This is a genomic window from Nocardia sp. NPDC058058 (genome assembly GCF_042885355.1).
In the GTDB taxonomy this organism is placed as follows: domain Bacteria; phylum Actinomycetota; class Actinomycetes; order Mycobacteriales; family Mycobacteriaceae; genus Nocardia.
In genome coordinates this window covers 2874876-2901058 of the sequence record NZ_JBHVSA010000001.1, presented here as the reverse complement: position 1 = coordinate 2901058, position 26183 = coordinate 2874876, and the positions used below count along the sequence as shown (strand labels likewise).

Here is a 26183-nt window from a genome sequence, read left to right as displayed (position 1 = left end):
CGCGTCGGGGTGCGAAGTCGATATGGCTGCGGCTGTTCGGCGCGTGGCGTGGCAAACTCGGTTGGGTGCGTGAGGTGGGACTGTGGCGATAACGGTGTTGATCGCCGATGATCAGGCGATGGTGCGTGCGGGCTTCGGCGCGCTGCTGGCGGCGCAACCCGATATCAGCGTGATCGGGGACGCTCCCGACGGGAAAGCCGCTGTGGCGGAAGCGAAACGGCTACGCCCGGATGTGGTGCTGATGGATGTGCGCATGCCGGAGATGAATGGGCTCGATGCCGCGCGGGCGATTCTGTCCGCCAATTTCGATCCGCCGGTGCGGGTGCTCATGCTCACCACCTTCGATATCGACGATTACGTGTACGAGGCGCTGGGCATCGGCGCGAGCGGCTTCCTGCTCAAGGACGCGCCCGCCGAGGAACTGGTGCGCGCGGTGCGGGTGGTCGCCGCCGGTGACGCGCTCCTCGCCCCGACGGTCACCCGCCGTCTCATCGCCGATGTCACCAAGCGCCGCAATCGCCGTGCGCCCGCACCCGCGCTCGGGGTTTTGACTCCCCGCGAGCGGGAAGTGCTGGAGTTGGTCGCGCGCGGGTTGTCCAATGCCGAGATCGCCGAGAATCTCTTCGTGGCCGAGCAGACCGTGAAGACCCATGTGTCCAAGGTTTTCGCCAAACTGAATCTGCGTGATCGCGCACAGGCGGTGGTGCTGGCGTACGAGTCGGGGCTGGTGACACCGGGCTGAAATCCGTCCGGCCGGAAGGTATTTTGCGCGTAGGCTCACGGACTCGAACGGCACCGGAAGGGGGTCGTCACAGTGTTGAACAACGGTGACGTATTCGCCGGTTTCACCATCGAGCGGCTGCTCGGACAGGGTGGGATGGGGTCGGTGTTCCTGGCCCGCCACCCCCGGCTGGGACGGCTCACCGCGCTCAAACTGCTGAATCGGGAACTCTTCGCGGACAGGGAGATTCGCGCGCGCTTCGAGCGCGAGGCGGATCTGGTGGCGCAGCTCGATCACCCCAATATCGTCGAGGTGTACGACCGCGGCACCGAGGATGAGCAGCTGTGGATCTCCATGCAGTTCATCGACGGGGTCGACGCCGCCGGGGTGAATGTCACCCAGCTGCCGCCCGAGCGCGCGGTGCAGATCATCGAGGGCGTCGCGGACGCACTGGATTACGCGCACGCGCGCGGCGTGCTGCACCGGGATGTCAAGCCCGCCAATATCATTCTGGCGCGCGCCGTCGCGGGCCACGGTGAACGCGTCTTCCTCACCGATTTCGGCATCGCCCGCCTGCGCGAGGATTCCACCCACCTCACCCAGCGCGGCATGTTCACCGCCACCCTGGCCTACGCCTCCCCGGAACAGATGACCGGCGGCCACCTCGACCACACCACCGACCAGTACTCCTTGGCCTGCGCCCTCTACTGGCTCCTCATCGGCGCGGGCCCCTACGACTCCCCGCACCCCGGCGAACTCATCCGCGGTCACCTGCAACTGCTCCCGCCCCCGGTCTCGCTGCGCCGCCCCGGCCTCACGCAGGCCATGGACGCCGTCCTCACCAAGGCCATGGCCAAACGCCCCGCCGACCGTTTCCCCTCCTGCTCCGACTTCGCCAAGGCCGCCCGCCGCGCCCTCACCAACACCACCCCCATCCACCCGGGCACCCCGTACAACGTCGCACCCCCGGTCTACGGCGCTCCCCCCGCCGGTGCCTACCCCGCCCCGCCGGGCTACGCCCCCGCCCCGAACTACCCACCCCAACAGCCCCAGCCCTACCCGCCCGCACCGCAGCCCTATCCCGCGCCCCAGCAGCCGGGGGCTCAACCGGGACAGGCGTATTCACCCGTTCCGCAGCCGGGTGTGGCACCCGGCCAGGCATATGCGCCCGCCCAGCAGCCCGCCGGCGCGGCACCTGTTCCACCGCAGCCCCATCCGGCACCCCAGGTCCCCGGAGCCCAGCAACCGGCGCAACAGCCCGCCGCACCGAACTATCAGGTTCCGCAACTGCCTCCGGCCCAGCCCGGCGCGGACGCCTCGGTTCCGCCCGGTTCCGGGCCGGATCAGTCAGCGCCACTGGATGATTCGGCGTTCCGCCCCACCGATTCCTTCCCGACGCATCGCGCTCCCGCGGATTCGCCGCCATCGGACTCGGCGAGTCCCGCCGGACCCACCGCACAGGATCCGGTCGCGACGGATTCGGATCGATCCGAGACCCCGGAACCGCCGGATTCGCCCCGCCGGCTGACGGCCCAACCGCATCCGCCGACGAACCCGGACATTTCCACTGGTCCCACGGATTCATTCCCCACTCGAAGGGCAGATGCCGAATCCCCTTCCGCGAGTTCGGAATCCTCGTCGTCCGATAGTGAGCCATCGCATCGCTCCGATGCGCCGGGCACGGCGCCGCGAAGCGAGGCGGGAGAACCGGATTCGTCTCAGGCCGAGGAGTCCGTGCCGGTAGAGACCGCCGCCCCCGCGCAATCGGGTGGTTCGGACAGCGTTTCGCTCACATCGGGTGAATCCGCGATCGAACGCACGTCGGACTCGGATTCGGATGGCGCATCGCCGTCTGCGGGCGCGACCGGGAAGTCGTCCGGCTATCCCGATGCGGCGCAGCGGAATCCGGAGTCCGGGGCGTTCGTCCCCTCGGCCGGAAAGGGTGCGACCCCGCCGAGCCAGCCCGCTGTGGTACCCGACGCCGCGGATCCGGATCGGGTGTGGGCGCGCGGCCCCGGCGCGGGTGTGCCGCCGAGCGAGCCCGTCCAGGCCTCGGACCCCAGTTCGGTTTCACCGGCCGAACCAGCCCGAACTCCGGACCTCGGACCGGTGCCACCCGCGCCGCAGTTCATTCCGCCCGGCTTTCCGGTGAATTCCGCTCCGCCGCAGCAGGTCCCGGAATCGGTCGGCAGATCGCAACTCACCGCCCTGGTGGTGCTGGCCGTGGCCGCGCTGGTGCTGCTGTTGCTCCTGGCTGTCGTCGTCGTACAGGTGGCCGGGTAGGCGCTGTCACTGTGCCCGGTCGGTTCGGGTGCGGCCGGCTGGAATTGGCGCGCGGTGCGACTCGCGGGAGTTTGTGGTGCGCCCGGCTCGGGGACGAGTGGGTCCGAAATCAGGGCTCCGGCTCTCGCCGGGCGCTGTTCCAGTCCAGCATTGGTGGATGCGGGCGGGCAATGGAATTCGCGTGTCGGCGGAAAGTTTGTGAAACCTCCAGGTCGGCATTCATATTGCGTGGGAGCATCGTTCACAGTGACCGAAAACCGCCTTCGCGGGGGAGGACTCGATGTCCGATCATGGTTCTACGCTGCCGCGCCGCCAGTTGGGGCGATACCTGCGCGAAGGGCGGATGCAATGCAATATGACCATTGCCGAAGCCGCTTCGATGATGGAGTGGAGCGAGTCGAAACTACAGCGCCTGGAGACCGGAAACGCGGAAAAGATTCGCGTACTGGACATTCGGGAGTTATGTCGCATATATGACTTCGACGATGAGTTCAGTTCCGCCGTCATGGGACTCGCCCAGCAGGCCAGTGTCAAGTCCTGGTGGCACGAATACGACGACCTCATTCCCGAGGGCTTCAATGTCTATGTGGGCCTGGAGGCCTCGGCCCGCAGCCTGGTCTCCTATCAACCCGATCTCATCCCCGGACTGCTCCAGACCACCGACTACGCACGCGTCCTGATCAGTGATTACTGGCCGGATGCTGAAGACGGTGACATCGACCGCAGAGTGCAGTTGAAGATGCGCCGGCAGTCCCATTTGACCAGAAAACGCAGTGCCGCCAGCTTCGCCGTCATCGTCCATGAAACGGCATTACGCCGGGTCGTAGGCAGTCCGAGGGTGATGGCGGCACAGCTGCGACGCGTCGCGGACATGTCGACACTCCCGACGATCGCTGTGCGTGTACTACCCTTCTCCGCGGGCGTCCCGATCGGCCATACCGTGGGGCCGTTCGTGATTCTGGATTTCGGCCGGGACACAGTAAACCGACCGGTCGAACCCACCGTGGTGTACCTGGAGAACTTTCTCGGCGACCTCTATCTGGAAAAGCAGGCCGCGGTCGAAAAGTATCGCCAGGCATACCAGGCTCTCCAGCACTCGGCGCTGGACGAGGCCAGCAGTCGGGATCTGTTGCGCAAGGCAGCGAAGGAGTACGGAACGTGAGTGACGAACCGTCCGGCAACAGGTGGTTCAAGAGCGCCCGCAGCACCGGGGCGAAGGAGTGCGTGGAGATCGCATTCCTGGAAACAGGTGTGGGAGTTAGGGATAGCAAGAATCCGGCCGGGCCCGAATTGCTATTCGGACCCGCCGAATGGGACAGATTCACCGCCGCACTGCGGCAGGGGCGTTTCGAGGTGTGACCGAACTCAGCCGAAGAAAGCCGCGGCTTCCCGATAGCGTTCCTGCGGAACGAGTTTGAGCTGTTTGGTCGCCTCGGACAGTGGCACCAGTTCGATTTCGGTGCCGTGTGCCGCGACCATCTGCCCGAATTGACCGGCGTGCACGGCTTCCGCCGCATGCACGCCGAAGCGAGTGGCCAGCACCCGGTCGTACGGGGTGGGCGTGCCACCGCGCTGCACATGCCCCAGCACCGTCACGCGTACTTCCTTGCCGATGCGTCGTTCGATCTCCGGCGCGAGCTGCTGTGCCACACCGGTGAATCGCACATGCCCGAATTCGTCGATGCCGCCGTCGCGCAGCGCCATGGACTTCGGATCCGGATGCGCTCCTTCGGCGACCACGCAGATGAAATGCGAATCCCCGCGCTGGAAGCGCCGTTTCACCATGGCGCAGACCTCGTCCACATCGAACGGCACCTCGGGCACCAGCGTCAGATGCGCTCCGGAGGCGATACCGGAGTTGATGGCGATCCAGCCCGCGTGCCGCCCCATCACCTCGACCAGCATGACGCGCTGATGCGATTCCGCGGTGGTGTGCAGCCGGTCGATGGCCTCGGTGGCGATGGCGATGGCGGTGTCGTGCCCGAATGTGGTGTCGGTGCAGTCGATATCGTTGTCGATGGTCTTGGGGACGCCGACCACCGGCACGCCTTCGTCGGCGAGCCAGCTGGCGGCGGTCAGGGTGCCCTCGCCGCCGATCGGGATGAGGGCGTCGATTCCGTTGTCGTCCAGGGTCTGTTTGATGCGCGGCAGTCCGGCGCGCAGTACGTCCGGATTGGTACGGGCGGTGCCGAGGATGGTGCCGCCCTTGGTGAGCAGCCGGTCGGTGCGGTCATTGTTCAGAATCTGGATCTTGCGATCCTCGAGTAGCCCGCGCCACCCGTCCTGGAACCCGACGATCGCGTCGCCCCAGCGGCCGTTCGCGGTGCGAACGACAGCTCGGATCACCGCGTTAAGTCCAGGGCAGTCTCCGCCTCCGGTCAAGACTCCGATGCGCATGGCGTCTATCTTGCCCCGAGTCGGGGTCGCCGTGGGGCGCGCCCCCGTGAACCGCTGGTTACGAGGCCCTCAGCGTCCGCGCGGAGCTCAGCACTTACCGCCGCGCAGCTCGCTCAGATGTGCGTCGATCAGCCCGGCGATCTTGGTGAGCATGGCAGTGCCGTCATCGAAGGACCCCGAAGTCGGCTGGGCGGCAATCGCGATGGCCACCTGCCCGCCGGTGACCGGGATCAGCCCGAACTGCCGCACCAGGTAGTCCCCGCTGGTATCGGGCCCCCACCCGCCCTTGAACTGCGCCCCGGTGAGCGTGCCGAGCCCCCAGCGCTGTCCGGAACTGATCTTGCCCATCAGCGTGGTCACCGAATCCGATTGCGGCAGACAGGGCAGATGCGCCGCGAAGGTGAGTTGATCGGCGATGGCCCATTCGGCCTGCCCGAAAGCCGAGTAATCCGAGCGGGAACGATTCGCGGGCACCTTGGTGGTGTTGTCGCCGCCCTCGCGCAGCACATCCTGTACCGCCTGCGCGGCGACCTCCGGCGTGCCGAGCGACTGCCACAGCATGTCCGCGGCGGCATTGTCGGAGTTGGTGATCGCATTGCTGGCGGCCCCGGTATAGCCCGGATTCGCGCGCAGCGCGGCGAGGGTGAGCGGCACCTTGATCGAGGACCAGGCGGGCCCGACGGTCCAATCACCCAGTGTCATGGCACGATCGCTGTTCACCGCCAGGATCGCCAGCGCCACTTTGCCATTCAGGCCCTGGCGTAGCTCATTCTCGAAATCCCAGGCCAGCGTGCCCGGCATGGCCGCCACCAGCGTGGACGGGAGCGAACCCGGGGCCTTGGTCGCCGCGGTGGTGGCGGTGGGGACGACCGCCGGCTTGCTCGCGCATCCGGCCGTCACCAGCAGTGCTGCCGCACAACAGCTCACGATTCGAGCCATTCGTCCGCGCGGCGAATACGGTGCGTCCACCCGGGTTACCTCCATCATCTCCGGCGAGTCCCTGTTTCCTAGCGGACTCACCGGTATGCGTCAATCTCGAGAATGCTCTCTCAATCTCGAGGATTGCGGTGCCGCCCGGGGCTTTCCGTCAATGTGAGCAGAGCCCGCCGTGTAGGTCGGGCAGATGATCGCCGAGCAGCAGCGCCATCTTGTCCATCATGTCGGTGGCGTCGTCGAAGCTGCCGGAGGTGGGTTCGGCGGCCAGCGCCACGGCGATCGGACCGGCGAGGGTCGGGATCAGACCGAACTGGCGCACCGTGTAATTGCCGGTGTCGTCATCGGGTCCCCAGCCGCCCTTGAACTCCGCGCCGAGCAATCGGCCCAGACCCCAGCTCTGGCTCGGGGTGATCTCACTCATCAGTGAGACAACCGAATTCGCGCGCGGCAGGCACGGCAGTTTGGACGCGAACTTCACCTGATCGGTGAGCGACCAATCGGTCGCGCCGAAGGCGAGCAGATCATCCGAGCCGAGGGTGGCCAGGCGGGTGTGCCGCGCGGCCACATCGGTGGTGGCGTCGCCCGCCTCGCGCAGGATCGACTCGACCGCGGCCGCGGCCTGCGAGCCATTGCCCAGCGAGGTCCAAAGCGTTTGCGCCGCATCATTATCGGAGAAGGTGATGGCCGCCTCGGCCAGCTCCCGCAATCCGGTCGGATCCTGGCGCATGGCGGCAAGGGCCAGCGGCACCTTGATGGTGGACCAGGCGATGCCGGTGGTCCAGTTGCCCAGCACCGTCATATCGCCGCCGCCGACCGGCATCACCGCGAGCCCGACCCGGCCGTCCAGCGCGGACTGCAGATCCGCGAAATCCGCTGCGAACGTAATCGATTTCGGCAACCCGAACATATCCGGGAAGTTCGGCGCGATCATCGACAGCGCCGGCGTCTCGGTCGTCTCCAAAGCGGGCGGGACCTCCGCGGAGCCCGTGGCCGGCGCATCCGCCGAACTCACGTGCATCGCGCACGCCGATACCGCCAGCAGTGTCGCAAAAGAGAAACATCGAGCAATGGCCTTGCGACAGGCCGGTACCGGATCAGTAGACATACACCACCGCGTTCTCACCACCGATGCAGGTGACCAATTTCCCTGTCGCCGTGCAGTTCATCGTGTACGCCCGATTTGTTACCGGGCTGACAACCACCACACTACTTGTTGTACCCGGTCGTCCTGTAGTCGCGTCGGCATACGCCCGGCGTACTTCCTCCGCGAAAGGGCAACTGGTAACGGTGGATCCGGTCGCGGACCCGGTGTAGCCATTGAGTACCGGATACGACAGCTGGCACGGCGACGCGCCCGCGGGCAGCTGTACCGGCGCGGTCGAGGTGGTGCTCGGCGCGGTCGAGGTGCGAGGCTGCGACGTCGGCGCGGTATAGCTCGGATTGCCCTGTGCCACGGTCACACTCGGTGCTTCGTTGCCGGAGCGATCCAGGACTTGCCAGCCCACCGCACCGGCGATCGCGGCGATCGCGACCACCAGTACGCCGATCGAGATCGGCACCGCCATCGATTTGCGACCCGAGCGCCGATACGGTCGCGGCGGCGGTGGCGTATCCACGCGCGGATGGTCCGAGGTCGGGTACAGCGACGGATCGGGCGTTGGCGCATATGGGAAGTCCTGCTCCCGCTGCGCATGCCCCCACGCCTGCTGGCGGCTCTGTTCCTGCGCGTTCTGCGGCAGCGGGCTGTAGTGGAAATCGCTGACCCGCACCACGGTCGGATCGGTCGGCACGATCACCGGCAGGTCCGAGGTGCCCGGACCCTCGGCCGGATCGGGGGCCGGGAAGGATCCGGTGACGTAGGCGAACGCACCCGTATTCGGTTGCACCACAGTCGGATCCGAACTGCGAATGGGCAGCACGGTGGTGGGCGGGCTGGGCTGCTGGCCGCGCTGGGCCGGTGCGGGGAACGGCGGCACCCCGGCCGCCGACGCGCCGTGCGCCAGCCCGCCGGTGGCGGGCGCGCCGGGTACGCCGGGTGTCAGCGCGCCGGGCGGCATGGTTCCGGGCGGTCCGCTCGGCAGCGTGCCGGGCGCCGCGGGCGGCACCGTGCGGCCCGGTTGCAGGAACTCGGTCGGCGCGGCATCGACCACGCCGCCCGCCAGGGCTGTCCGTGCGGCCCTGGCGAATTCGCCCGCGGTCAGGAATCGGCTGTTGGGATCCTTGGCCAGTGCCCGCGCCACCACCGCGTCCAGGGCGACCGGGATTCCGGCGCGTTGCAGGCTCGGCCGGGGCGCGGGATCGGACAGGTGCGCCCGGATCAGCACGCTCATATTGTGTGCCGCGAACGGCTTATTGCCCGTGAGGCATTCGTGCAGCACACATCCCAGCGAATACAGATCCGCGCGCCCGGTGACCGGACCCGAATCGTCGAAGCGCTCGGGAGCCATATAGGCGTAGGAGCCGACGGCGGTGCCCGCGACGGTGATGGTGGTATCGCCCTCGGCGCGCGCGATGCCGAAATCCGCGAGATATGCGAAATCCGCATCAGTCACAAGGATATTGGCGGGCTTCACGTCCCGGTGTACGAGACCCGAGTAGTGCGCGGCGTCCAGCGCCGCGGCGATCTGCTCGACGATCCCGACCGCGCGCATCGGCGACATCGGCCCCTGTGACTCCAGCAGACTGCGCAGATCCTGCCCGCGCACCAGCCGCATATCGATGTACAGCTGCCCGTCGATCTCACCCCAGTCGTGGATCGGGATGATGTGCGGTTCGGCCAGGCGCGCCGCCGCCTGCGATTCGCGGCGGAAACGTTCCTGGTAGGCGGGGTCTTTCGCGAGTTCCTCGGGTAGCAGTTTGAGCGCTACCACCCGATCCTTGGAGGTGTCGTAGGCCTCGTAGACCTCACCCATGCCGCCCCTGCCCAGCAGCGAGCGCAACTCGTACGGCCCGAACCTGCCGCCGGCCCGCGATGGCGGTGCATCCACCCCGTCAAACCTCCAACCTCATCAGGCACGATGCGAGAATTCGCTCGCACCTCACCCCTCGAGGTTGGATTCTCCCGGTGCGACTACGCCATGGTCAAACGCGAACACGATAGCCGCGGCGCGATCACGTAACCCGAGCTTCCCGAAAATGTGTCCCACGTGGCTTTTCACCGTAACTTCGGAGATGCCGAGCGCGCTTGCGATCTCGGAGTTCAAGCGGCCTTTCGCGATGAGTTCGAGTACCTCGAGTTCGCGCACGGTGAGTTCGGACAGGCGGCTGCCCGCCGGCGCGGGCGTTGGACGTGCCGACCGGTATGCGGTGAGCACCCGCGGGGTTACCGACGGATCCAGCCACGACCCGCCCGCGGCGACCGTGCGCACCGCCCGGATCAAATCCTCGGCGGGGGAGTCCTTGAGCAGGAAGCCCGCCGCGCCCGCGCGCAATGCGCCCGATAGCAATTGATCATCATCGAAGGTGGTCAGCACCAGCACCGGCGGTGCGTCCGCGCGGGTGCGCAGCGTACGGGTGGCCTCGATGCCGCCGATCCGCTTCATCCGCAGATCCATCAGCACCACATCGGGGTTATTGGCGGCGACCGCGGCGGGCACCTCATCGCCGTCGGCGCATTCGCTCACCGCGAAACCGTCACGGCGGCGCAGGATTCGGCGCAGGCCGCCGCGCACCAGCTCCTGATCATCGACCACGAGCACCCCGACGAGTTGTTCATCCGGCTGCGATGTCACGCGCACTCTCCTGAATTTCCTTGGCGACCATGGGATTCGGCCGATCGTGCAGTTTGCGCGCCATCGACTGCAGGGCGCCGCGCAGCGAATCCTCGGCGCTGACCGCCATGCACGCCAGCTGGTTGGTCATCGGAATCTGGGCGTACACCCGCCAGCCGTCATCCACCCGCCCGGCGGTGAGGGTGCCGCCGAGTAACGAAATACGCTGGCGCATACCGGATATGCCCATACCGCGGCCGGGGCGCAGCGCCACGCCGGTGGGCAGGGTATTGATCACTTCCACCCTGATATCCCTGCTGGACAGTGTGATTCGCAAACGAGCGGCCGCACCGGGGGCGTGCTTGGCGATATTCGCCAGTGATTCCTGACTGATCCGATAGAGCGCCAAGCCGACTCCGGCCGAGATATTCGAGGGATCGCCGTCCAGGACGTATTCCACCGGCATCCCCGCCCGCACGAAATCGGCCACCAGATCGGGCACATCCTCCAGCCCCGGCTCCGGGGTCTGCGAGGCGGGCCGCTGATCCAGCAGTCCGACCGTGCGGCGGATATCGGCCATGGCCTGGCGGCCGAGGCGCTCGGCATCGGTGAGCGCCTCCACCGCGTCATCCACATCGCGATCGGTTTGCAGCGCATGCCGGGCGGCGGTGACGTGCAGCAGCGTGATGCTCAGCGAATGCGCGATCACATCGTGCACCTCGCGGGCGATGCGGCGGCGCTCCTCATCGGCGGCCTGAGTCGCCCGGATCTCCTGGTAATCGCGTTCCTGATAGAGGTAGCGGCGCTGATAGTTCAGCATCTGCCCGGTCATCCAGCCGCAGGTCACCGCGAAGAACCAGATCGGCATGCCGATATCGAGATGCCCGATGGAGGAGAAGAACATCAATTCCGCGACCATGGCCAGCGCCAGCGGGATGCTCGCGATCATCGGCGCCAGCGCCGCGATCTCCCCGGCGGCCGCGATCAGCACGAACGGCGCGGAATCGGTCGGCACCGGCTGGGACAGGAACACCGCCTCGGAGGACATGGTCAGGCCCGCGATCAACAGCGGTTTCGGCACCAGCCCGAAGAACGCGTACAGCGGACCGGTGCTGTAACTCAGCAGCAGGCCCAGAATCGGCAGCAGACTCGGCCAATACCCCTGGTGATAGCGCTGGAACACGGCCAGACCCGCCACCGCGAACAGCACCAGATCGATGAGCGCGACGATATTGGCCGGATAGCCGAACTGCTCCGCATTGCGCTGGAACTCGGTCACCGGATGCCGCGCGAACTCCCGGATCCGGTGTCCGCTGTCCCGTACCCAGGCCTGAAAATCCCGCAGCGCACGCCCGATCGCGCTGGGGGTGGCGTCGGTCACGTTCATTCTGCAAGGCTAATGGCCGAATCTGACGGCGTACATCGTTCGCGGGCAGGGGCCGTGCTCCTACCGGGGTAGGAGGCCAAGTCGCTGCCGCGGCACGAAGACAGCACAGGCTCGCCTCCGTAGCGTTCTCGGTCATACCGGTCCGCCGCCGCTCCGGCCGGGCCGTGACGGGAGCACCTTCCACGAAAGGTTGGGGGCCATGACCTGGGCAGATCAGCACGCTCGCACCGACATCCTGCACACCATCCTGGACCGCGCCGCGCGAAACCCCGCAGATGCCAGGCTATTCGACGATATTCCCGAACTCGACCGGTTGTTCGGCGGTCGCGAGGGAGTATTGCTCGCACTGCGGCATCGCTGGGAGAACCATCTCTCGGTGAAACTGGATCACGCACTGGCGGAAGGCAAGTCGGCGGTCGAGATATTCCTCGAGCTCTCCGCCGAACAACCCGCCCTGCGCGCGGTCCTGGACGCCTACGACACCGACCAGCTCTACCAGCGCCCGCGGACGCGGGCGCTGGCACGCTGAGCCTGCCACGGGCTCGACGCACTACCGCACGCTGATCTACGAGGGGACGCACCATGCTGGAATTGACCGACGTGACAAAGGAATACCGGGTGGGCGGGCAAACCGTGCGCGCGCTGGACGGCATCAGCCTGCGCATCGAACCGGGAGAGTTCACCGCCATCATCGGTCCTTCCGGATCGGGCAAATCCACGCTGCTGCACCTGCTCGGGGCGCTCGACTCACCCGATACCGGATCGATTCGGTTCCGGGACAAGGAGATCGGCGACCTGGACGACGATCGGCAATCCGAATTCCGCCGCCATCAGGTCGGATTCATCTTCCAGTTCTTCAATCTGCTGCCGACCCTGTCGGCCTGGGAGAACGTGGCCATCCCGAAACTGCTGGACGGCACCGGACTTCGCAAGGCCAAGCCGCGCGCGCTGGAACTGCTCGATATGGTCGGGCTCGGCGAACGCGCCGAACACCGGCCCGCCGAACTCTCCGGCGGTCAGATGCAGCGCGTCGCGGTGGCGCGCGCCCTGATCATGGACCCGCCGCTGATCCTGGCCGACGAGCCCACCGGCAACCTGGACTCCAAGACCGGCGCGGCGATTCTGCAATTGCTCGGTGACATCACCCGGGAAGGCAATTCGGTGGTGATGGTGACCCACGATATGGGCGCGGTGCGGTACTGCGACCGCGTTATCACGTTGCGGGACGGGCTGATCGGCTCCACCGAACGGGTGGAGCGCACCGACGACGGTGAAGTGCGCACCGTTCCGGTGACCACCGCACCGGCCGCCGACGCCGATGACGCCGGGGTGCGCGCATGATCCAGGCGGTCTGGGATCGGCTGCGGCTGTTCAATATCGGCGAACTCTTCGCCCACCGCGGCCGCACCACCATGTCCATGGTGGTGATGGGAGTCTCGGCCGGACTGCTGGTTTCGGTCTTCAGCATCTCCGGATCGATCACCGGATCGGTGGACAAACTCACGCACAGCCTCGGCGGCAATGCGGCGCTGGAGATCAGCGGCGTCACCGACGCCGGATTCGATCAGGCGCTGCTGCAACAGATTCGGGGTACCGCCGGGGTGGGGACGGCGGTGCCGATGCTGCGTCAATCGGTCGGCGCGGGCGATACCCGGGCGCTGCTGGTCGGCGCGGACGCCAGCGTGTCCGAGCTCGGCAGCGATCTCGGCGGGCCACTGAAGGATCAGGCGAGCAAGCTGCTGACCGTCTCCAACGGTGTGCTCATCGGTTCCGCGATGGGGCATAAGGAGGGCGATCGCATCCAGCTCGGGGCGCTCACCGCCACCGTGGCCGGGGTACTGGATGATTCGGCGTCCAAGAAACTCAATGACGGGCATATCGTCATCGCGCTGCTGCCGGTGGCGCAGAAGATCACCGACCGTGCCGGGCGACTGGATTCGGTGCAGATCATTCCCGCCGCGAATACCGATGTGGAACAACTGCGTTCGACGCTCACCCAGGTGGTCGCCGGTCGCGCCGTGGTCGCCGATCCCGATCTGCGCACCGCGCAGGCGGGCGGATCGGTGCAGCTGGTGCGGTATTCGACGCTGGCCTCCTCGGCCTCGGCACTCATCGTGTCCGCGTTCCTGATCTACAACGCCATGAGTATGGCTGTGGCGCAACGGCGTCCGACGCTGTCGCTGTTGCGCGCCATCGGCGGCAAACGCGGGCCCATGGTGCTCGGGCTACTGGTCGAGGCCGCCATCCTCGGACTGTTCGGCGGGATCAGCGGATCGATCATCGGCATCTTCATGGGGCGCGCGGCCATCGACAAACTACCCGCGGCCATCGTGCAATCGGTCGAGGCACGGACCGAATACGTGGTGCCGGGCTATGCCATTCCGGTCGCCATCGCGGCCTGCGTGCTGGCGAGTGTGGCCGCGGCCGCCATCGCGGCGCGGCAGGTCTACAAGGTCGCGCCCATCGAGGCGCTCGCACCGGTCGGCAGTTCCACCGCGGACGTGGTGAACCCGATCATGAAATACGGTGCGCTGGTACTGGGTGCGATCATGGTGGGTGGCGCGGTCGTCATCGCCAATGCCGATATCGGCCGATACTCGCTGGCCGCCATCTCGCTGGCGATCACCGGCGCGGTCGTGCTCTGTTTCGCCGCGACCGGGCCGATCGTGCGCGTGATCGCCTCGGTGGCAAGGCTTTTCGGTGCGCCCGGGGCATTGGGCGCGACCACCCTGGAACGGTCGCCGCGTCGCGTATGGGCCACCGCCATGACCGTGATGATCGGCGTGTGCGCGACCGTCGCCATGGGCAATGCCTCGCGCAATATGGTCGACGCGGCGGCCGCCACCTTCGAAAGTCTGGGCCGCACCGATATTTTCGTCAGCGCCACCGCGATGGAGCAATTCCCGACCGGGCCCATTCTGCCCGCGGATCTGAAAGAGAAGATCCGCGCCATTCCGGGCGTCGGCGAGAGTGGTTCGGCGCAAATGGCTTTCGCTACGCTCGGGCGCGGGCGTGTGATGCTCCAGGGGTACGAAGGCGGCGTGGCTCGCAGCTCCGCGCTGGACGGGACCTCCGAACGGGATCTGGCGCGCATGGCCGCCGGTGAAGGTGTGGTCATCTCCCGGGATGTGGCTCGGTCGCTGGATGTGCACGAGGGCTCCGGGCTCGATCTGCCCACACCGACCGGGATCCACCACGTCACGGTGTTGCGCATCGTGCCGTACTTCTCGGCGATCGCCGGAATTGTGGTGCTGGACTTGAACATTCTGCGCCAGTGGTATCAGCGGCCCGGTGAAACCATCATCGGCGTCGACTTCGCCCCGGGCGCGGATCACGCCGCGGTGCTGGATGCCATTCGGGCCGTTGTTCCCGCGGACTTCCACGTGGCCACCGGCAGATCCGCGGTCGACGCCATCGCCAGCAGTGTTCGGCAGGGCTCGTCCATCAGTGCCGCCATTCTCTGGATCGTCGTGCTGGTGGCGACGGTCGCGCTGCTCAACACCCTGATGCTCTCGGTGCTGGAACGCCGCCGCGAATTGGGGGTGCTGCGCGCCATGGGGACCAGTCGCCGATTCCTGTTGCGGACGGTGCTCACCGAAGCGGTCGGCATCGGCGTGACCGGGGCCGCACTGGGTCTGGCGGTCGGATCGGCCGTGCACTATCTGGCGACCGTGGCGCTGAGCCGTGCCATCTCCATCGACATCCACTACCAACCGAGCATCCTGCTCGTGATCTACGCGGTCATCGCCCTGATCCTGGCGCTGCTCGGGTCGATACCACCCGCGCTGCGTGCGGCCCGCCTGCCCATCGTCGAGGCGCTCGCCGTCGACTGAATAGGATGGACGCCATGAGCGCAGCCACGGTCGACTTGATGGACTACACCGACGTCATCAGCCGGTACGAGCCGGTGCTGGGTATGGAGGTGCATGTCGAGCTGGGGACCGCGACGAAGATGTTCTGCGGCTGCCCCACCGAATTCGGCGCGGAACCCAATACCCAGGTGTGCCCGGTGTGTTTGGGCCTGCCGGGCTCCCTGCCGGTGGTGAACGAGAAGGCCGTCGAGTCGGCCATTCGGATCGGGCTGGCGTTGAACTGCTCGATCACCCCGTGGGGGCGGTTCGCGCGCAAGAACTACTTCTACCCGGATCAGCCGAAGAACTACCAGATCAGCCAGTACGACGAGCCCATCGCCACCAATGGCTACCTCGATGTGATCCTCGATGACGGCGAAGTGTTCCGGGTCGAGATCGAGCGCGCGCATATGGAGGAGGACACCGGCAAGTCCACCCATATGGGTGGCGCGACCGGACGCATCCACGGCGCCTCGCATTCGCTGCTGGACTACAACCGCGCGGGCGTACCGCTCATCGAGATCGTCACCAAGACCATCGAGGGTGCGGGCGAACGCGCGCCCGAGGTGGCGCGCGCCTACGTCACCGCGCTGCGCGAGGTGCTCAAATCCCTCGACGTCTCCGATGTGAAGATGGAACAGGGTTCGCTGCGCTGCGATGCCAACGTTTCGCTGATGCCCAAGGGCGCCAAGGAATTCGGCACCCGCACCGAAACCAAGAACGTGAACTCGCTCAAGAGCGTCGAGGTCGCGGTCCGCTTCGAAATGCGCCGCCAGGCAGCGGTATTGGCCTCCGGTGGCTCGATCACCATGGAAACCAGGCACTTCCACGAAACCGACGGCACCACCTCCTCCGGCCGCCCGAAGGAATCCGCCGAGGACTACCGCTACTTCCCCGAACCGGACCTCGAGCCGGTCGCACCGGACGCCGCCTGGGTCGAGCAGCTGCGCGGCACCATCCCCGAATACCCGTGGCTGCGCCGCGCCCGCATCCAGTCCGACTGGGCCCTGTCCGACGAGGTCTTCCGCGACCTGGTCAACGCCGGCGCCCTGGACCTCATCATCGCCACCGTCGACGCCGGCGCCTCGGTGGACGCCGCCCGCTCCTGGTGGGTCGCCTACCTCACCGAAAAGGCCAAGGAGCGCGAGGTAGCCCTCGAAGACCTCCCCATCACCCCCAAGCAGGTAGCCGAGGTCGCCGCCCTGGTCGAAGCCAAAACCATCAACAACAAGGTAGCCAAGCAGGTAGTCGACTTCGTCCTCGCCGGCGAAGGCGAACCCGCCGCCATCGTCGAAGCCAAGGGCCTCGGCATGGTCAGCGACGACTCCGCCCTCCAAGCCGAAGTGGACAAGGCCCTCGAAGCCAACCCCGCCATCGCCGACAAGATCCGCTCCGGCAAAATCCAAGCCGCCGGCAAGGTAGTAGGCGACGTCATGAAAGCCACCCGAGGCCAAGCCGACGCCGCCCGAGTCCGCGAACTCGTCCTCGCCGCCTGCGGCGTCTCCGAATAACCACCGCAACACAAATGGCGCACGGCAATCCTGCCGTGCGCCATTGCTTTTCGCGGGTCGCGGTGCTGCTCACCCGAGCAGGAGAGTGTGCGCACCCGGAGATGCGCACACCGTCGAGGGTCTAGTCCGGTCCGGAGCCCTGGCCGTTGGACGGGGGTGGGATGCGGACGACGCGGTCGTCGTATTGGTTGGGTTGGCCGTCGGTTTTGTTGACGGTGGAGGACCAGATGTTGCCGTCGCCGCCTATGGCGGCGCCGTCGAGGCGGCCGTATTTGTCTTGGGCGAAGAGGGAGGGGGCGGCGGTTACGGCGTGGGTGTCCTTGTCGGCCTTGGCTATTGCCATGGCTTTTTGGTTGGTTAGGGCTATGGCTACGCCGTCGGTGGCGGCGGCGCAGTTGGCTACGCCGGGGTGGTCGGGCCAGCTCCAAGCCTTGATGGCGGTGCCGTCGGGGCCGATGCGCTGGAGGCGGTCTTCGGTGGCGGTGCGGTCGGTGACCCAGATGGAGTCCTGGTGGTCCGAGCAGACGCCGCCCGCTACGCCGATTCCGGCGAGCACCACGTCGGCGGTCGCGCCGGGGGCGGGGGAGTTGACGCTCAACAGCTTTCCGGCCATGGAGCCGTTGTCGTTGGCGGCGTTCGGGTTTCCGGTGTCGCCGGTCAGCACCAGCATGCGGTCCGAAGTGTGGAATTCGAGGGAACCGCGATTTCCGGTGGGGCCCTTCGGGATTCCGGTCAGGATGGGCTTGGGGGCGCCGCCGTCCGAGGAGATGCGGACCACGCGGTTGTCGCCGCCGGTGGTGATGTACGCGTAGATGAGTCCGTCTTCGGAATAGCTGGGGGACAGGGCGAGTGCGGTCAGACCGCCGTCACCGGAGGAGTCCACATCCAGGCGCGCCACCTCGATCGGCGCGGGCGGCATCCCCTCATCGGTGGCGACCACCTTGAGAATGCGGCCCGTGGTGCGCTCACCCACCAGCGCGCTCGCGCCATCCGGCAGCGTCACCAGACCGCCCGTGGTATCCAGGCAGGACACCACCACCAGCGGATCCGGATCCACACACGGCGCGGCCGGACGCTTGGCCGTACTGCTCGGCGGATTCGGCTTCGTGGTGCCCTGCTCGGCATCCTGCCAGTTCGGCTCGGTGGTGAACGGGGTGGAGGCGCGATCATCGAACCGGGCGCACCCGGAGAACACCAGGGTGCCCGCCAGTACGCCCACCACGATTCTCCGTGCGCCCACCCCGAACCGGCCCGCGGCAACCAAACTCATGGTTGAGACGTTACGGAAAACCCGGCGCGAATGCGCGAACGGGGTCGCCTCGGTTGTGGCCGTCATCGGAACTGGACAGTGGACACGCCCGCCGACAGCCGTGTGTCGAGCCCGGTTGCCGAATAGTCTGGCCGCGTGACCGACAAGCCGACCGAGCCCGCTGCCGCCGCGCCGGGCAGTACCGCGCCCGAAACGCCAAGGCCGGTGGGTGAACCGGTGCGCTCCCCATTCGATTCGCCGACCGAGCAATTCTCCACCGCCGCGGTGCACGCGGACCTCGGCTCGGACCCGACCGTGCGGCTGGACCAGAACGGCGCGCCGACGCCGAAAGCGGATCTGCGGAAGGAACCGCCGCGCACCGATGAGGAATTGGGCCTCGATCCCGAAGTCCCGCTGTACGCGGAGATGAAGGAGGCGATCACCGGCGCGAGCACCGCCGTACCCGCCGCCGAGTCCACGCCGGCCTACGCCTTCGCGAGCATCCCGCCCGCCCCCAACGGCGGCACCGAACCCACCACCCGCATTCGCCGTCGCGGTGACGAACGCCGCGGCACCCTGGATCTCGGCCTGCTGCTACTGCGCCTGGTGGTCGGCGGCACCTTCGTCTACCACGGCCTGCAGAAGGCGGCGGGCTGGTTCAACGGCCCCGGCTACGACGGCATCCGCACCGCCATGGAGAACGGCGGCTGGAAGCACGTCGATATCGCCGCTCCCATGCTCATCGCGGGCGAACTCGGCGGCGGCATCCTGGTGGCGCTGGGTCTGGCCACGCCGTTGGCCGCGGGCGCTGTCCTCGCGGTGATCATCGACGCCTGGCTGTGGAAGCAGGGCATGGCTCCGGGATTCCAGTACAAGGCCGAAAAGGTCTCGGTGGAAACCGAATCCATTCTCGCCGGAGCCGCGGCGGCCATCATCCTCACCGGTCCGGGCCGGTTGTCCTTCGATCGCGGCCGCGGCTGGGCCACCCGCCCGTTCCTCGGCTCGCTGGCCGCCCTGATCGCCGCCATCGCCGCCGCGATCCTGACCTACATCTATCTGCACGGTGGCAACCCGCTGGAGGGCGTCGGCCCCTTCTGATCCGCGCGGCGGCGACTCGAAACAGCAAGCGGCCCGGGCGATCCCATCGGATTGCCCGGGCCGTTCGCTATGCGCGGACCGCTACCACTGCGTGGCGTTGAAGCGTTCCCATTCTTCGAAAGTCTCCTGGTGCAGGCGCATCACCTGATTGGACTTGTCGTCGATCTGGTCGTTCAACAGCGCCCGGTGGGCCGCGATATTCGCGGCCTCGGCCGGGCTCGCCATGAACTCCTGGTTGGCGAGTTCACGGGACTGGGCGTTCAGCTCGTCGGCCTCGGCGAGTAGCGCCTTGGCCTGGGCGTTGCGGGCATCGCAACGCTCCAGCATCGAGGAGTACGCGGCCAGCATCGTGTCGGCTTTGCCGACGTATTCGATTGTCATTCCTGCTCTTTCTTACGGCACCCGCCGCACAGCGCCCTTGTCTGCCGAGGTCGCCAGCGCGGCGTATGCCCGCAACGCGGTGGTGACCGGGCGCTCGCGGTTCACGGGCTGCCAAGGCCGTTCGGACGCTTCCATTTTCACGCGTCGCTCGGCGAGAACTTCATCGGGTACCAGCAATTCGAGAGCACGCGTGTGCACATCGATGTGAATCCGGTCGCCGTTCTCGATCAGGCCGATGGCGCCGCCGCTGGCCGCCTCGGGTGAAACATGGCCGATGGACAGGCCCGATGTGCCACCGGAGAACCGGCCGTCGGTGATGAGCGCGCACACCTTGCCCAGGCCCAGGCCCTTGAGGAAGGAGGTGGGGTGCAGCATCTCCTGCATGCCCGGACCGCCCGAGGGGCCCTCGTAGCGCACGACGATCACATCGCCGGGCTGGATCTCCTTGTTCAGGATCTTGGAGACCGCGTCCTCCTGGGATTCGACCACCACGGCCGGACCCTCGAAGGTGAACAGATCCTCATCGATGCCCGCGGTCTTGAGGATCGCGCCGTCGGGCGCGATATTGCCGCGCAGCACGCACAGCCCGCCCTCGACGGTGTAGGCGTGCGCGAGATCGCGGATGCAGCCGCCCTCGGCATCGGTGTCCAGCGAGGACCAGCGGTTGTCGGTGGAGAACGGCACGACGGTGCGCACGCCGCCGGGCGCGGCGTGGAACAGCTCGACCGCTTCCTCGGATGCCTTGCCGGAGCGGATATCCCAGGTGTCCAGCCATTCGTCGAACGACTTGGTGTGCACCGTGGACACCTCGGTTTCGAGCAGGCCCGCACGGCGCAGCTCACCGAGGATGGCGGGAATGCCACCGGCGCGGTGCACATCCTCCATGTGGTAATCCGAGTTCGGCGACACCTTGGACAGGCAGGGCACCCGGCGCGAGATCTCGTCGATGGTCTGCAGATCGAAGTCGATCTCACCCTCCTGCGCCGCGGCGAGGGTGTGCAGCACGGTGTTGGTGGAACCGCCCATGGCCACGTCGAGGGCCATGGCGTTGTGGAATGCCTTGACATTGGCCACATTTCGCGGCAGCACCGAGGCGTCGTCATCGCGGTACCAGCGGTTGGCGATATCGACGATGACCCGTCCGGCCTTCTCGAACAGCGCGCGGCGAGCCGAATGTGTGGCCAGGGTGGAACCGTTGCCGGGCATCGAGAGTCCCAGCGCCTCGGTGAGGCAGTTCATCGAGTTGGCGGTGAACATGCCCGAGCAGGAGCCGCAGGTCGGGCAGGCCGACCGCTCGACCTCGGAGAGCCCGTCATCGGTGACATTGGGGGAGGCACTGGCGGAGATGGCGGTGATGAGATCGGTCGGCGCCTGCGCCACACCGCCCACGACCACGGCCTTACCGGCCTCCATCGGACCGCCGGATACGAACACGGCGGGGATGTTCAGCCGCATGGCGGCGTTCAACATGCCGGGAGTGATCTTGTCGCAGTTGGAGATACAGACCAGCGCGTCGGCGGTGTGCGCATTGGCCATGTACTCGACCGAGTCGGCGATGATCTCGCGCGAGGGCAGCGAGTACAGCATGCCGCCGTGACCCATGGCGATGCCGTCATCGACCGCGATGGTGTGGAATTCGCGCGGTACGCCGCCCGCCGCGCGAACCGCCTCGGCCACGATCTCGCCGACATCCTTGAGGTGCACGTGGCCGGGTACGAACTGCGTATACGAGTTCGCGATCGCGACAATCGGCTTACCGAAATCGGAGTCGGTGAGGCCGGTCGCGCGCCAGAGCGAGCGAGCGCCCGCGGCATTGCGTCCGACGGTGGTGGTGCGTGAGCGAAGCGGTGGCATTGGGTCCTCGGGTTCTCGTCGCAGGGGGCTGATCGGCGACTACGCCGAATAACTTTCGGCGTGTTCCAACGTTACTCCCGCACGAATCGATCCCCGTCAGCGCCCGAAACCTCGCACCCCAACACGCCGTCAGTTGCCCGGGTTGTCGCTTTCATCGGGCTGGGATTCGCCCGATCCGGACTTCGCGGCGCGCGCTTTCGCCTCGGCCGCAACCGCTTCGATCTCGTCCGCGTCCTCCGGTTCGATGAACGGATCCGGGATGCGCCCGTCCGATGCCTCGACCAAATCGCGCAACCGGTCATAACTGACAGCGGGCAAACTCACATCCGAGTCATCGGCCAGATGCACCTGCAGGAAGCCGCGCTTGGGAATCCGCAGCCCCTTCACCTCTTCCCAATCGATATGCCGGGTGGAGAACAGGGTCCGCAATTCCAGCCCATCGGCCGAGACCTTGGTGCGCGTGCGCTCGATCCACACCGCCATCGCGATCGGAATCGCGAACAGCACCCACAGCACCTTCGGCATCCCGGAGAACGGGAAAATCACACCCATCAGCACCATGAACACCGCGATATGCGCGAGCCGAGTCAGTCCGATCACCCGCACGCTCGGGACCGGAATGCGCCCGAGTCCGCCGAGCACGAGCGCCCGCAACCGCGCGAAATCGACGCCCGGCAGCGGGATGTCCGCGCCGTCGGTGGTGTGCAGATGCACCCGGCCGAACCCCGGAATCCCAACTCCGGCAACCTTCGACCACGGCACCTTGCGCGTGCGCGTCAGTCCCCGAGTTTCCACTCCCTCGCTGGTCAGGTCGGTCTGCAACCTGAGTAGCCAGAGCGGGAGCACGACGATCAGCGGTGCGATGAGGACTCCCGGCAACCACAGCCAGTCACTGCGGAAGCGGACCTGCGGGATCGGACCCGTGTCCGATCCGGGGTCGGGGGTGTGGGACGATTGTGCCGGTGGCACGGACTGATGCGGTGATGACACACCCCCATCCTCGCATTGTGTTGAACTAACCCGAACAACCGCTATGTCTCACATAATGAGACACACATGGTCAGATGTTTGACTCCGCGGCTCATGCGCGCATACCGTCGAGCGCGTGAATCGAATCGAGTTGCTCGTAATCGGCCGGCGCGTCCAGCGCTGAGCCGACGACTATAGAGTCAATTACGTCAGCTCGCAGCTGCGACGCGCCACCCTCGAACAGCCCCGGCTGTCGAGGGCTTTTTTGTGTTCAGGCAAGTCCATGAACTCCGAACGACAGAGCAGTAAGGAATCCAGACGGTGAGCGCACCTACCGCCCGACCCGGGCCCTCGGCCCGACGGCCCGCGCCTTCGGCCTCCGCGGCCGCGGCTCCGGCCACCACTCCGAACCGCCGCCAGGTCCCGCCCGAGCGGGTCACCGGCGCGCAGTCCGTTGTCCGCTCCCTCGAGGAGCTCGGCGTCGACACGGTATTCGGTATTCCGGGCGGCGCGATTCTCCCCGTTTACGACCCGCTGTTCGATTCGGTCAAGGTCCGCCACGTGCTGGTCCGCCATGAGCAGGGCGGCGGCCACGCGGCCACCGGCTACGCCCAGGCAACCGGCAAGGTCGGTGTGTGTATGGCCACATCCGGTCCCGGCGCGACCAACCTGGTGACCCCGATCGCGGACGCCCAGATGGATTCGGTGCCGCTGGTGGCCATCACCGGCCAGGTCGGGCGCAGCCTGATCGGCACCGATGCCTTCCAGGAAGCCGATATCTCCGGCATCACCATGGCGTGCACCAAGCACAACTTCCTGGTCACCGACCCGATCGATATCCCGCGCATGCTGGCCGAGGCGTTCTACCTCGCCGCCTCCGGCCGCCCGGGCGCGGTCCTGGTCGACATCCCCAAGGATGTGCTCCAGGCCCAGACCACCTTCAGCTGGCCGCCGGAGATGCGGCTGCCCGGCTACCGTCCGGTGACCAAGCCGCACGGTAAGCAGGTGCGTGAAGCCGCCCGCATGATCATGGAGGCCAAGGCCCCCGTGCTCTACGTCGGCGGCGGCGTCATCAAGGCCGACGCGTCTGCGGAGCTGCTGGAGCTGGCCGAGCTGACCGGCATCCCGGTCGTCACCACGCTGATGGCCCGCGGCGCGTTCCCCGACACGCACACCCTGAACATGGGTATGCCCGGTATGCACGGCACCGTGGGAGCCGTTGCTGCGCTGCAGAAGTCGGATCTGCTGATCACCCTCGGCGCGCGTTTCGACGACCGCGTCACCGGTCAGCTGGATTCCTTCGCACCCAATGCCAAGGTCATCCACGCCGATATCGACCCGGCCGAGATCGGTAAGAACCGGCACGCGGACGTCCCGATCGTCGGCGACTGCCGCGAGGTCATCGCCGAGCTGATCGAAACCCTCAAGGCCGATCCGGCCGCCACCGGCACCCCGCTGCTGGAGCTCGGCGACTGGTGGAAGTACCTGTCCGGCGTGCGCGATCAGTACCCGCTGGGCTGGAAGACCCCGAGCGACGGCTCGCTGTCCCCGGAATTCGTGATCGAGAAGCTGGGTCAGCTCGCCGGTCCGGACGCCATCTACTGCGCGGGCGTCGGCCAGCATCAGATGTGGGCCGCCCAGTTCATCAAGTACGAGAAGCCGCGCACCTGGCTGAACTCCGGTGGCCTGGGCACCATGGGCTACTCGGTGCCCGCCGCCATGGGCGCCAAGATGGGCATGCCGGACCGCGAGGTCTGGGCCATCGACGGTGACGGCTGCTTCCAGATGACCAATCAGGAACTCGCCACCTGCGCCGTCGAGGGCGTGCCGATCAAGGTCGCGCTGATCAACAACGGCAACCTCGGCATGGTCCGTCAGTGGCAGACACTGTTCTACGAGAAGCGCTACTCCAACACCGATCTGGGCACGCACACCCTGCGCATCCCGGACTTCGTGAAGCTCGCGGAAGCCCTGGGCTGCCACGGCATTCGCGTGGAGAAGGAAGAGGACGTCGAGGCCGCGATCCGCGAGGCGCAGTCCATCAACGACCGTCCCGTGGTGATCGATTTCATCGTCGGCAAGGACGCGCAGGTGTGGCCGATGGTCGCCGCCGGCACCTCCAATGACGAGATCATGGCCGCGCGCGGCATCCGCCCGCTGTTCGATGACGATGAGGCCGTGGACGAGCCCGCCGTCATCCACGAGGCCATGTCGCATGAGAAGGCCACGCTGACCGCCCACGACAAGGCCGCCCAGAAGGGTTCCGAGGAATGAGCACGACCCACACCCTCTCCGTGCTGGTGGAGGACAAGCCCGGCGTGCTCGCGCGTGTCGCCAGCCTGTTCTCCCGCCGCGGCTTCAATATCGAGTCGCTCGCGGTCGGCGGCACCGAGATCCCCGAGATCTCGCGCATGACAATCGTTGTGACGGTTGAGGATCTGCCGCTCGAGCAGGTCACCAAGCAGCTCAACAAGCTGGTGAACGTCATCAAGATCGTGGAGCAGGACGACGACAGTTCCGTTGCCCGCGAACTGATCCTGGTGAAGGTGCGCGCCGATGCCAGCGTGCGCACCCAGGTCATCGAGGCGGTGAACCTGTTCCGCGCCAAGGTGATCGACGTGTCTCCCGACGCCCTGACCATCGAGGCCACCGGCACGCGCTCCAAGCTCGACGCGCTGCTGCGCATGATGGAGCCCTACGGCATCCGTGAGATCGTGCAGTCCGGAGTTGTCGCGGTCGGACGTGGACCCAAGTCCATCACCGCGACTCGCTAGTACCACCAACACTCTTAGACACAGAACCAGAAGGAGAAACCCAAAGTGGCAGTCGAGATGTTCTACGACGACGACGCTGACCTGTCGATCATCCAGGGCAAGAAGGTCGCGGTCATCGGCTACGGCAGCCAGGGCCACGCCCACTCGCTGAGCCTGCGCGACTCCGGCGTCGACGTCCGCGTCGGCCTGACCGAGGGTTCCAAGTCCCGCCCGAAGGCCGAAGAGGCCGGTCTGACCGTCGGCACCCCCGCCGAGGTCTCCGAATGGGCCGACGTGATCATGGTGCTCGCGCCCGATACCGCGCAGGCGTCCATCTTCACCAATGACATCGAGCCCAACCTCAAGGACGGCGACGCGCTGTTCTTCGGCCACGGCCTGAACATCCACTTCGGTCTGATCAAGGCTCCGGCCAACGTCACCGTCGCCATGGTCGCCCCGAAGGGCCCGGGCCACCTGGTGCGTCGTCAGTACGTCGACGGCAAGGGCGTTCCGGCTCTGATCGCCGTCGATCAGGACCCGAAGGGTGACGGCCAGGCGCTGGCGCTGTCCTACGCCAAGGCCATCGGCGGCGCGCGCGCCGGTGTCATCAAGACCACCTTCAAGGAAGAGACCGAGACCGACCTGTTCGGTGAGCAGGCCGTGCTCTGCGGTGGTACCGAAGAGCTGGTCAAGACCGGCTTCGAGGTCATGGTCGAGGCCGGCTACGCGCCCGAGATGGCGTACTTCGAGGTGCTGCACGAGCTCAAGCTGATCGTCGACCTCATGTACGAGGGTGGCATCGCCCGCATGAACTACTCGGTCTCGGACACCGCCGAATTCGGTGGCTACCTGTCGGGCCCGCGCGTCATCGACGCCGGCACCAAGGAGCGCATGAAGGCGATCCTGTCCGACATCCAGGACGGCACCTTCGTCAAGCGCCTGGTCGCCAACGTCGAGAACGGCAACACCGAGCTCGAGGGCCTGCGCAAGGCCAACGCCGAGCACCCCATCGAGGTCACCGGCGCCAAGCTGCGCGGCCTGATGAGCTGGGTCGACCGCCCCATCACCGAGACCGCCTAAGTC

Annotated in this window: 22 protein-coding genes; 12 read left to right on the top strand and 10 right to left on the bottom strand. The window is 66.9% G+C overall.

Annotation, left to right across the window (positions count from 1 at the left end; genetic code table 11):
- The first annotated feature begins 82 nt into the window (after positions 1–82).
- The 4 genes from ACFVUS_RS13510 (at position 83) to ACFVUS_RS13495 (ending at position 4363) form a co-directional block, all read left to right on the top strand.
- Entirely contained in the window at positions 83–742 is a 660-nt protein-coding gene (locus tag ACFVUS_RS13510; protein WP_364630215.1) for a response regulator transcription factor, read from the top strand.
- Between the two features lie 72 nt (positions 743–814).
- Positions 815–3004, top strand: a complete 2190-nt coding sequence (locus ACFVUS_RS13505) for a protein kinase (protein ID WP_387764746.1) — start codon at positions 815–817, stop codon at positions 3002–3004.
- 280 nt (positions 3005–3284) lie between these two features.
- Positions 3285–4166 (top strand): helix-turn-helix domain-containing protein, encoded by an 882-nt coding sequence (locus ACFVUS_RS13500; protein WP_387764744.1) that lies wholly within the window; start codon positions 3285–3287, stop codon positions 4164–4166.
- Positions 4163–4363: a DUF397 domain-containing protein gene (locus ACFVUS_RS13495; protein WP_364630224.1), complete on the top strand. Its 201-nt coding sequence runs from the start codon at positions 4163–4165 to the stop codon at positions 4361–4363. The genes ACFVUS_RS13500 and ACFVUS_RS13495 overlap by 4 nt, the downstream gene beginning before the upstream one ends.
- A gap of 6 nt (positions 4364–4369) precedes the next feature.
- Here ACFVUS_RS13495 and ACFVUS_RS13490 read toward each other — a convergent pair whose 3' ends face one another.
- The 6 genes from ACFVUS_RS13490 to ACFVUS_RS13465 form a co-directional block, all read right to left on the bottom strand.
- Positions 4370–5401, bottom strand: a complete 1032-nt coding sequence (locus ACFVUS_RS13490) for an ATP-dependent 6-phosphofructokinase (RefSeq protein ID WP_364630227.1) — start codon at positions 5399–5401, stop codon at positions 4370–4372.
- Positions 5402–5488: 87 nt separating this feature from the next.
- The gene (locus tag ACFVUS_RS13485) at positions 5489–6388 is read right to left on the bottom strand and encodes a hypothetical protein (RefSeq protein ID WP_387764741.1); all 900 of its coding nucleotides are present in this window, start codon (positions 6386–6388) and stop codon (positions 5489–5491) included.
- Positions 6389–6488: 100 nt separating this feature from the next.
- The gene (locus ACFVUS_RS13480) at positions 6489–7298 is read right to left on the bottom strand and encodes a hypothetical protein (protein WP_387764739.1); all 810 of its coding nucleotides are present in this window, start codon (positions 7296–7298) and stop codon (positions 6489–6491) included.
- Between the two features lie 133 nt (positions 7299–7431).
- Positions 7432–9324: a protein kinase gene (locus ACFVUS_RS13475; RefSeq protein WP_387764737.1), complete on the bottom strand. Its 1893-nt coding sequence runs from the start codon at positions 9322–9324 to the stop codon at positions 7432–7434.
- Positions 9325–9375: 51 nt separating this feature from the next.
- Positions 9376–10035 (bottom strand): response regulator, encoded by a 660-nt coding sequence (locus ACFVUS_RS13470; RefSeq protein WP_387765562.1) that lies wholly within the window; start codon positions 10033–10035, stop codon positions 9376–9378.
- Positions 10036–10048: 13 nt separating this feature from the next.
- Entirely contained in the window at positions 10049–11434 is a 1386-nt protein-coding gene (locus ACFVUS_RS13465; RefSeq protein WP_387764735.1) for a sensor histidine kinase, read from the bottom strand.
- A 199-nt stretch (positions 11435–11633) separates the two neighbouring features.
- On the opposite strand from ACFVUS_RS13465, the gene ACFVUS_RS13460 reads away from it, so the two are divergent.
- Genes ACFVUS_RS13460 through gatB form a run of 4 tightly spaced genes read left to right on the top strand, consistent with a single transcriptional unit; the run spans position 11634 to position 16796 of the window.
- Positions 11634–11963 carry a hypothetical protein gene (locus ACFVUS_RS13460; RefSeq protein WP_387764733.1) on the top strand — a complete coding sequence of 110 codons (330 nt, stop codon included), beginning with the start codon at positions 11634–11636 and terminating at the stop codon, positions 11961–11963.
- A 53-nt stretch (positions 11964–12016) separates the two neighbouring features.
- Entirely contained in the window at positions 12017–12775 is a 759-nt protein-coding gene (locus ACFVUS_RS13455) for an ABC transporter ATP-binding protein (RefSeq protein WP_387764731.1), read from the top strand.
- The gene (locus tag ACFVUS_RS13450; protein WP_387764729.1) at positions 12772–15267 is read left to right on the top strand and encodes an ABC transporter permease; all 2496 of its coding nucleotides are present in this window, start codon (positions 12772–12774) and stop codon (positions 15265–15267) included. The genes ACFVUS_RS13455 and ACFVUS_RS13450 overlap by 4 nt, the downstream gene beginning before the upstream one ends.
- A 14-nt stretch (positions 15268–15281) precedes the next feature.
- Positions 15282–16796: an Asp-tRNA(Asn)/Glu-tRNA(Gln) amidotransferase subunit GatB gene (gene gatB / locus ACFVUS_RS13445; RefSeq protein WP_387764727.1), complete on the top strand. Its 1515-nt coding sequence runs from the start codon at positions 15282–15284 to the stop codon at positions 16794–16796.
- Positions 16797–16917: 121 nt separating this feature from the next.
- Here gatB and ACFVUS_RS13440 read toward each other — a convergent pair whose 3' ends face one another.
- The gene (locus tag ACFVUS_RS13440) at positions 16918–18066 is read right to left on the bottom strand and encodes a PQQ-dependent sugar dehydrogenase (RefSeq protein ID WP_387764725.1); all 1149 of its coding nucleotides are present in this window, start codon (positions 18064–18066) and stop codon (positions 16918–16920) included.
- A gap of 135 nt (positions 18067–18201) precedes the next feature.
- Between ACFVUS_RS13440 and ACFVUS_RS13435 the strand changes: the two genes are divergently transcribed.
- Positions 18202–19143, top strand: coding sequence for a DoxX family protein (locus ACFVUS_RS13435; protein WP_387764723.1), 942 nt, complete (start codon positions 18202–18204; stop codon positions 19141–19143).
- Between the two features lie 81 nt (positions 19144–19224).
- Here ACFVUS_RS13435 and ACFVUS_RS13430 read toward each other — a convergent pair whose 3' ends face one another.
- From ACFVUS_RS13430 to ACFVUS_RS13420, 3 genes are all read right to left on the bottom strand, one after another.
- A complete protein-coding gene (locus tag ACFVUS_RS13430; protein WP_387764721.1) occupies positions 19225–19524 on the bottom strand; it encodes a hypothetical protein in 300 nt (99 codons plus the stop codon).
- A 12-nt stretch (positions 19525–19536) separates the two neighbouring features.
- Positions 19537–21378, bottom strand: a complete 1842-nt coding sequence (gene ilvD / locus ACFVUS_RS13425) for a dihydroxy-acid dehydratase (RefSeq protein WP_387764719.1) — start codon at positions 21376–21378, stop codon at positions 19537–19539.
- Positions 21379–21507: 129 nt separating this feature from the next.
- Complete coding sequence (locus ACFVUS_RS13420; protein WP_387764717.1) at positions 21508–22368, bottom strand: PH domain-containing protein; 861 nt, start codon at positions 22366–22368, stop codon at positions 21508–21510.
- Positions 22369–22668: 300 nt separating this feature from the next.
- Between ACFVUS_RS13420 and ACFVUS_RS13415 the strand changes: the two genes are divergently transcribed.
- From ACFVUS_RS13415 to ilvC, 3 genes are read left to right on the top strand one after another with little or no spacing between them, the layout of a single operon-like run.
- Positions 22669–24621 (top strand): acetolactate synthase large subunit, encoded by a 1953-nt coding sequence (locus tag ACFVUS_RS13415; RefSeq protein WP_387764715.1) that lies wholly within the window; start codon positions 22669–22671, stop codon positions 24619–24621.
- Positions 24618–25121, top strand: a complete 504-nt coding sequence (gene ilvN / locus ACFVUS_RS13410; RefSeq protein WP_153810031.1) for an acetolactate synthase small subunit — start codon at positions 24618–24620, stop codon at positions 25119–25121. Before ACFVUS_RS13415 ends, ilvN begins: the two co-directional genes overlap by 4 nt.
- Before the next feature lie 57 nt (positions 25122–25178).
- Positions 25179–26180 carry a ketol-acid reductoisomerase gene (gene ilvC, locus ACFVUS_RS13405; protein WP_364632745.1) on the top strand — a complete coding sequence of 334 codons (1002 nt, stop codon included), beginning with the start codon at positions 25179–25181 and terminating at the stop codon, positions 26178–26180.
- Positions 26181–26183 lie beyond the last annotated feature (3 nt).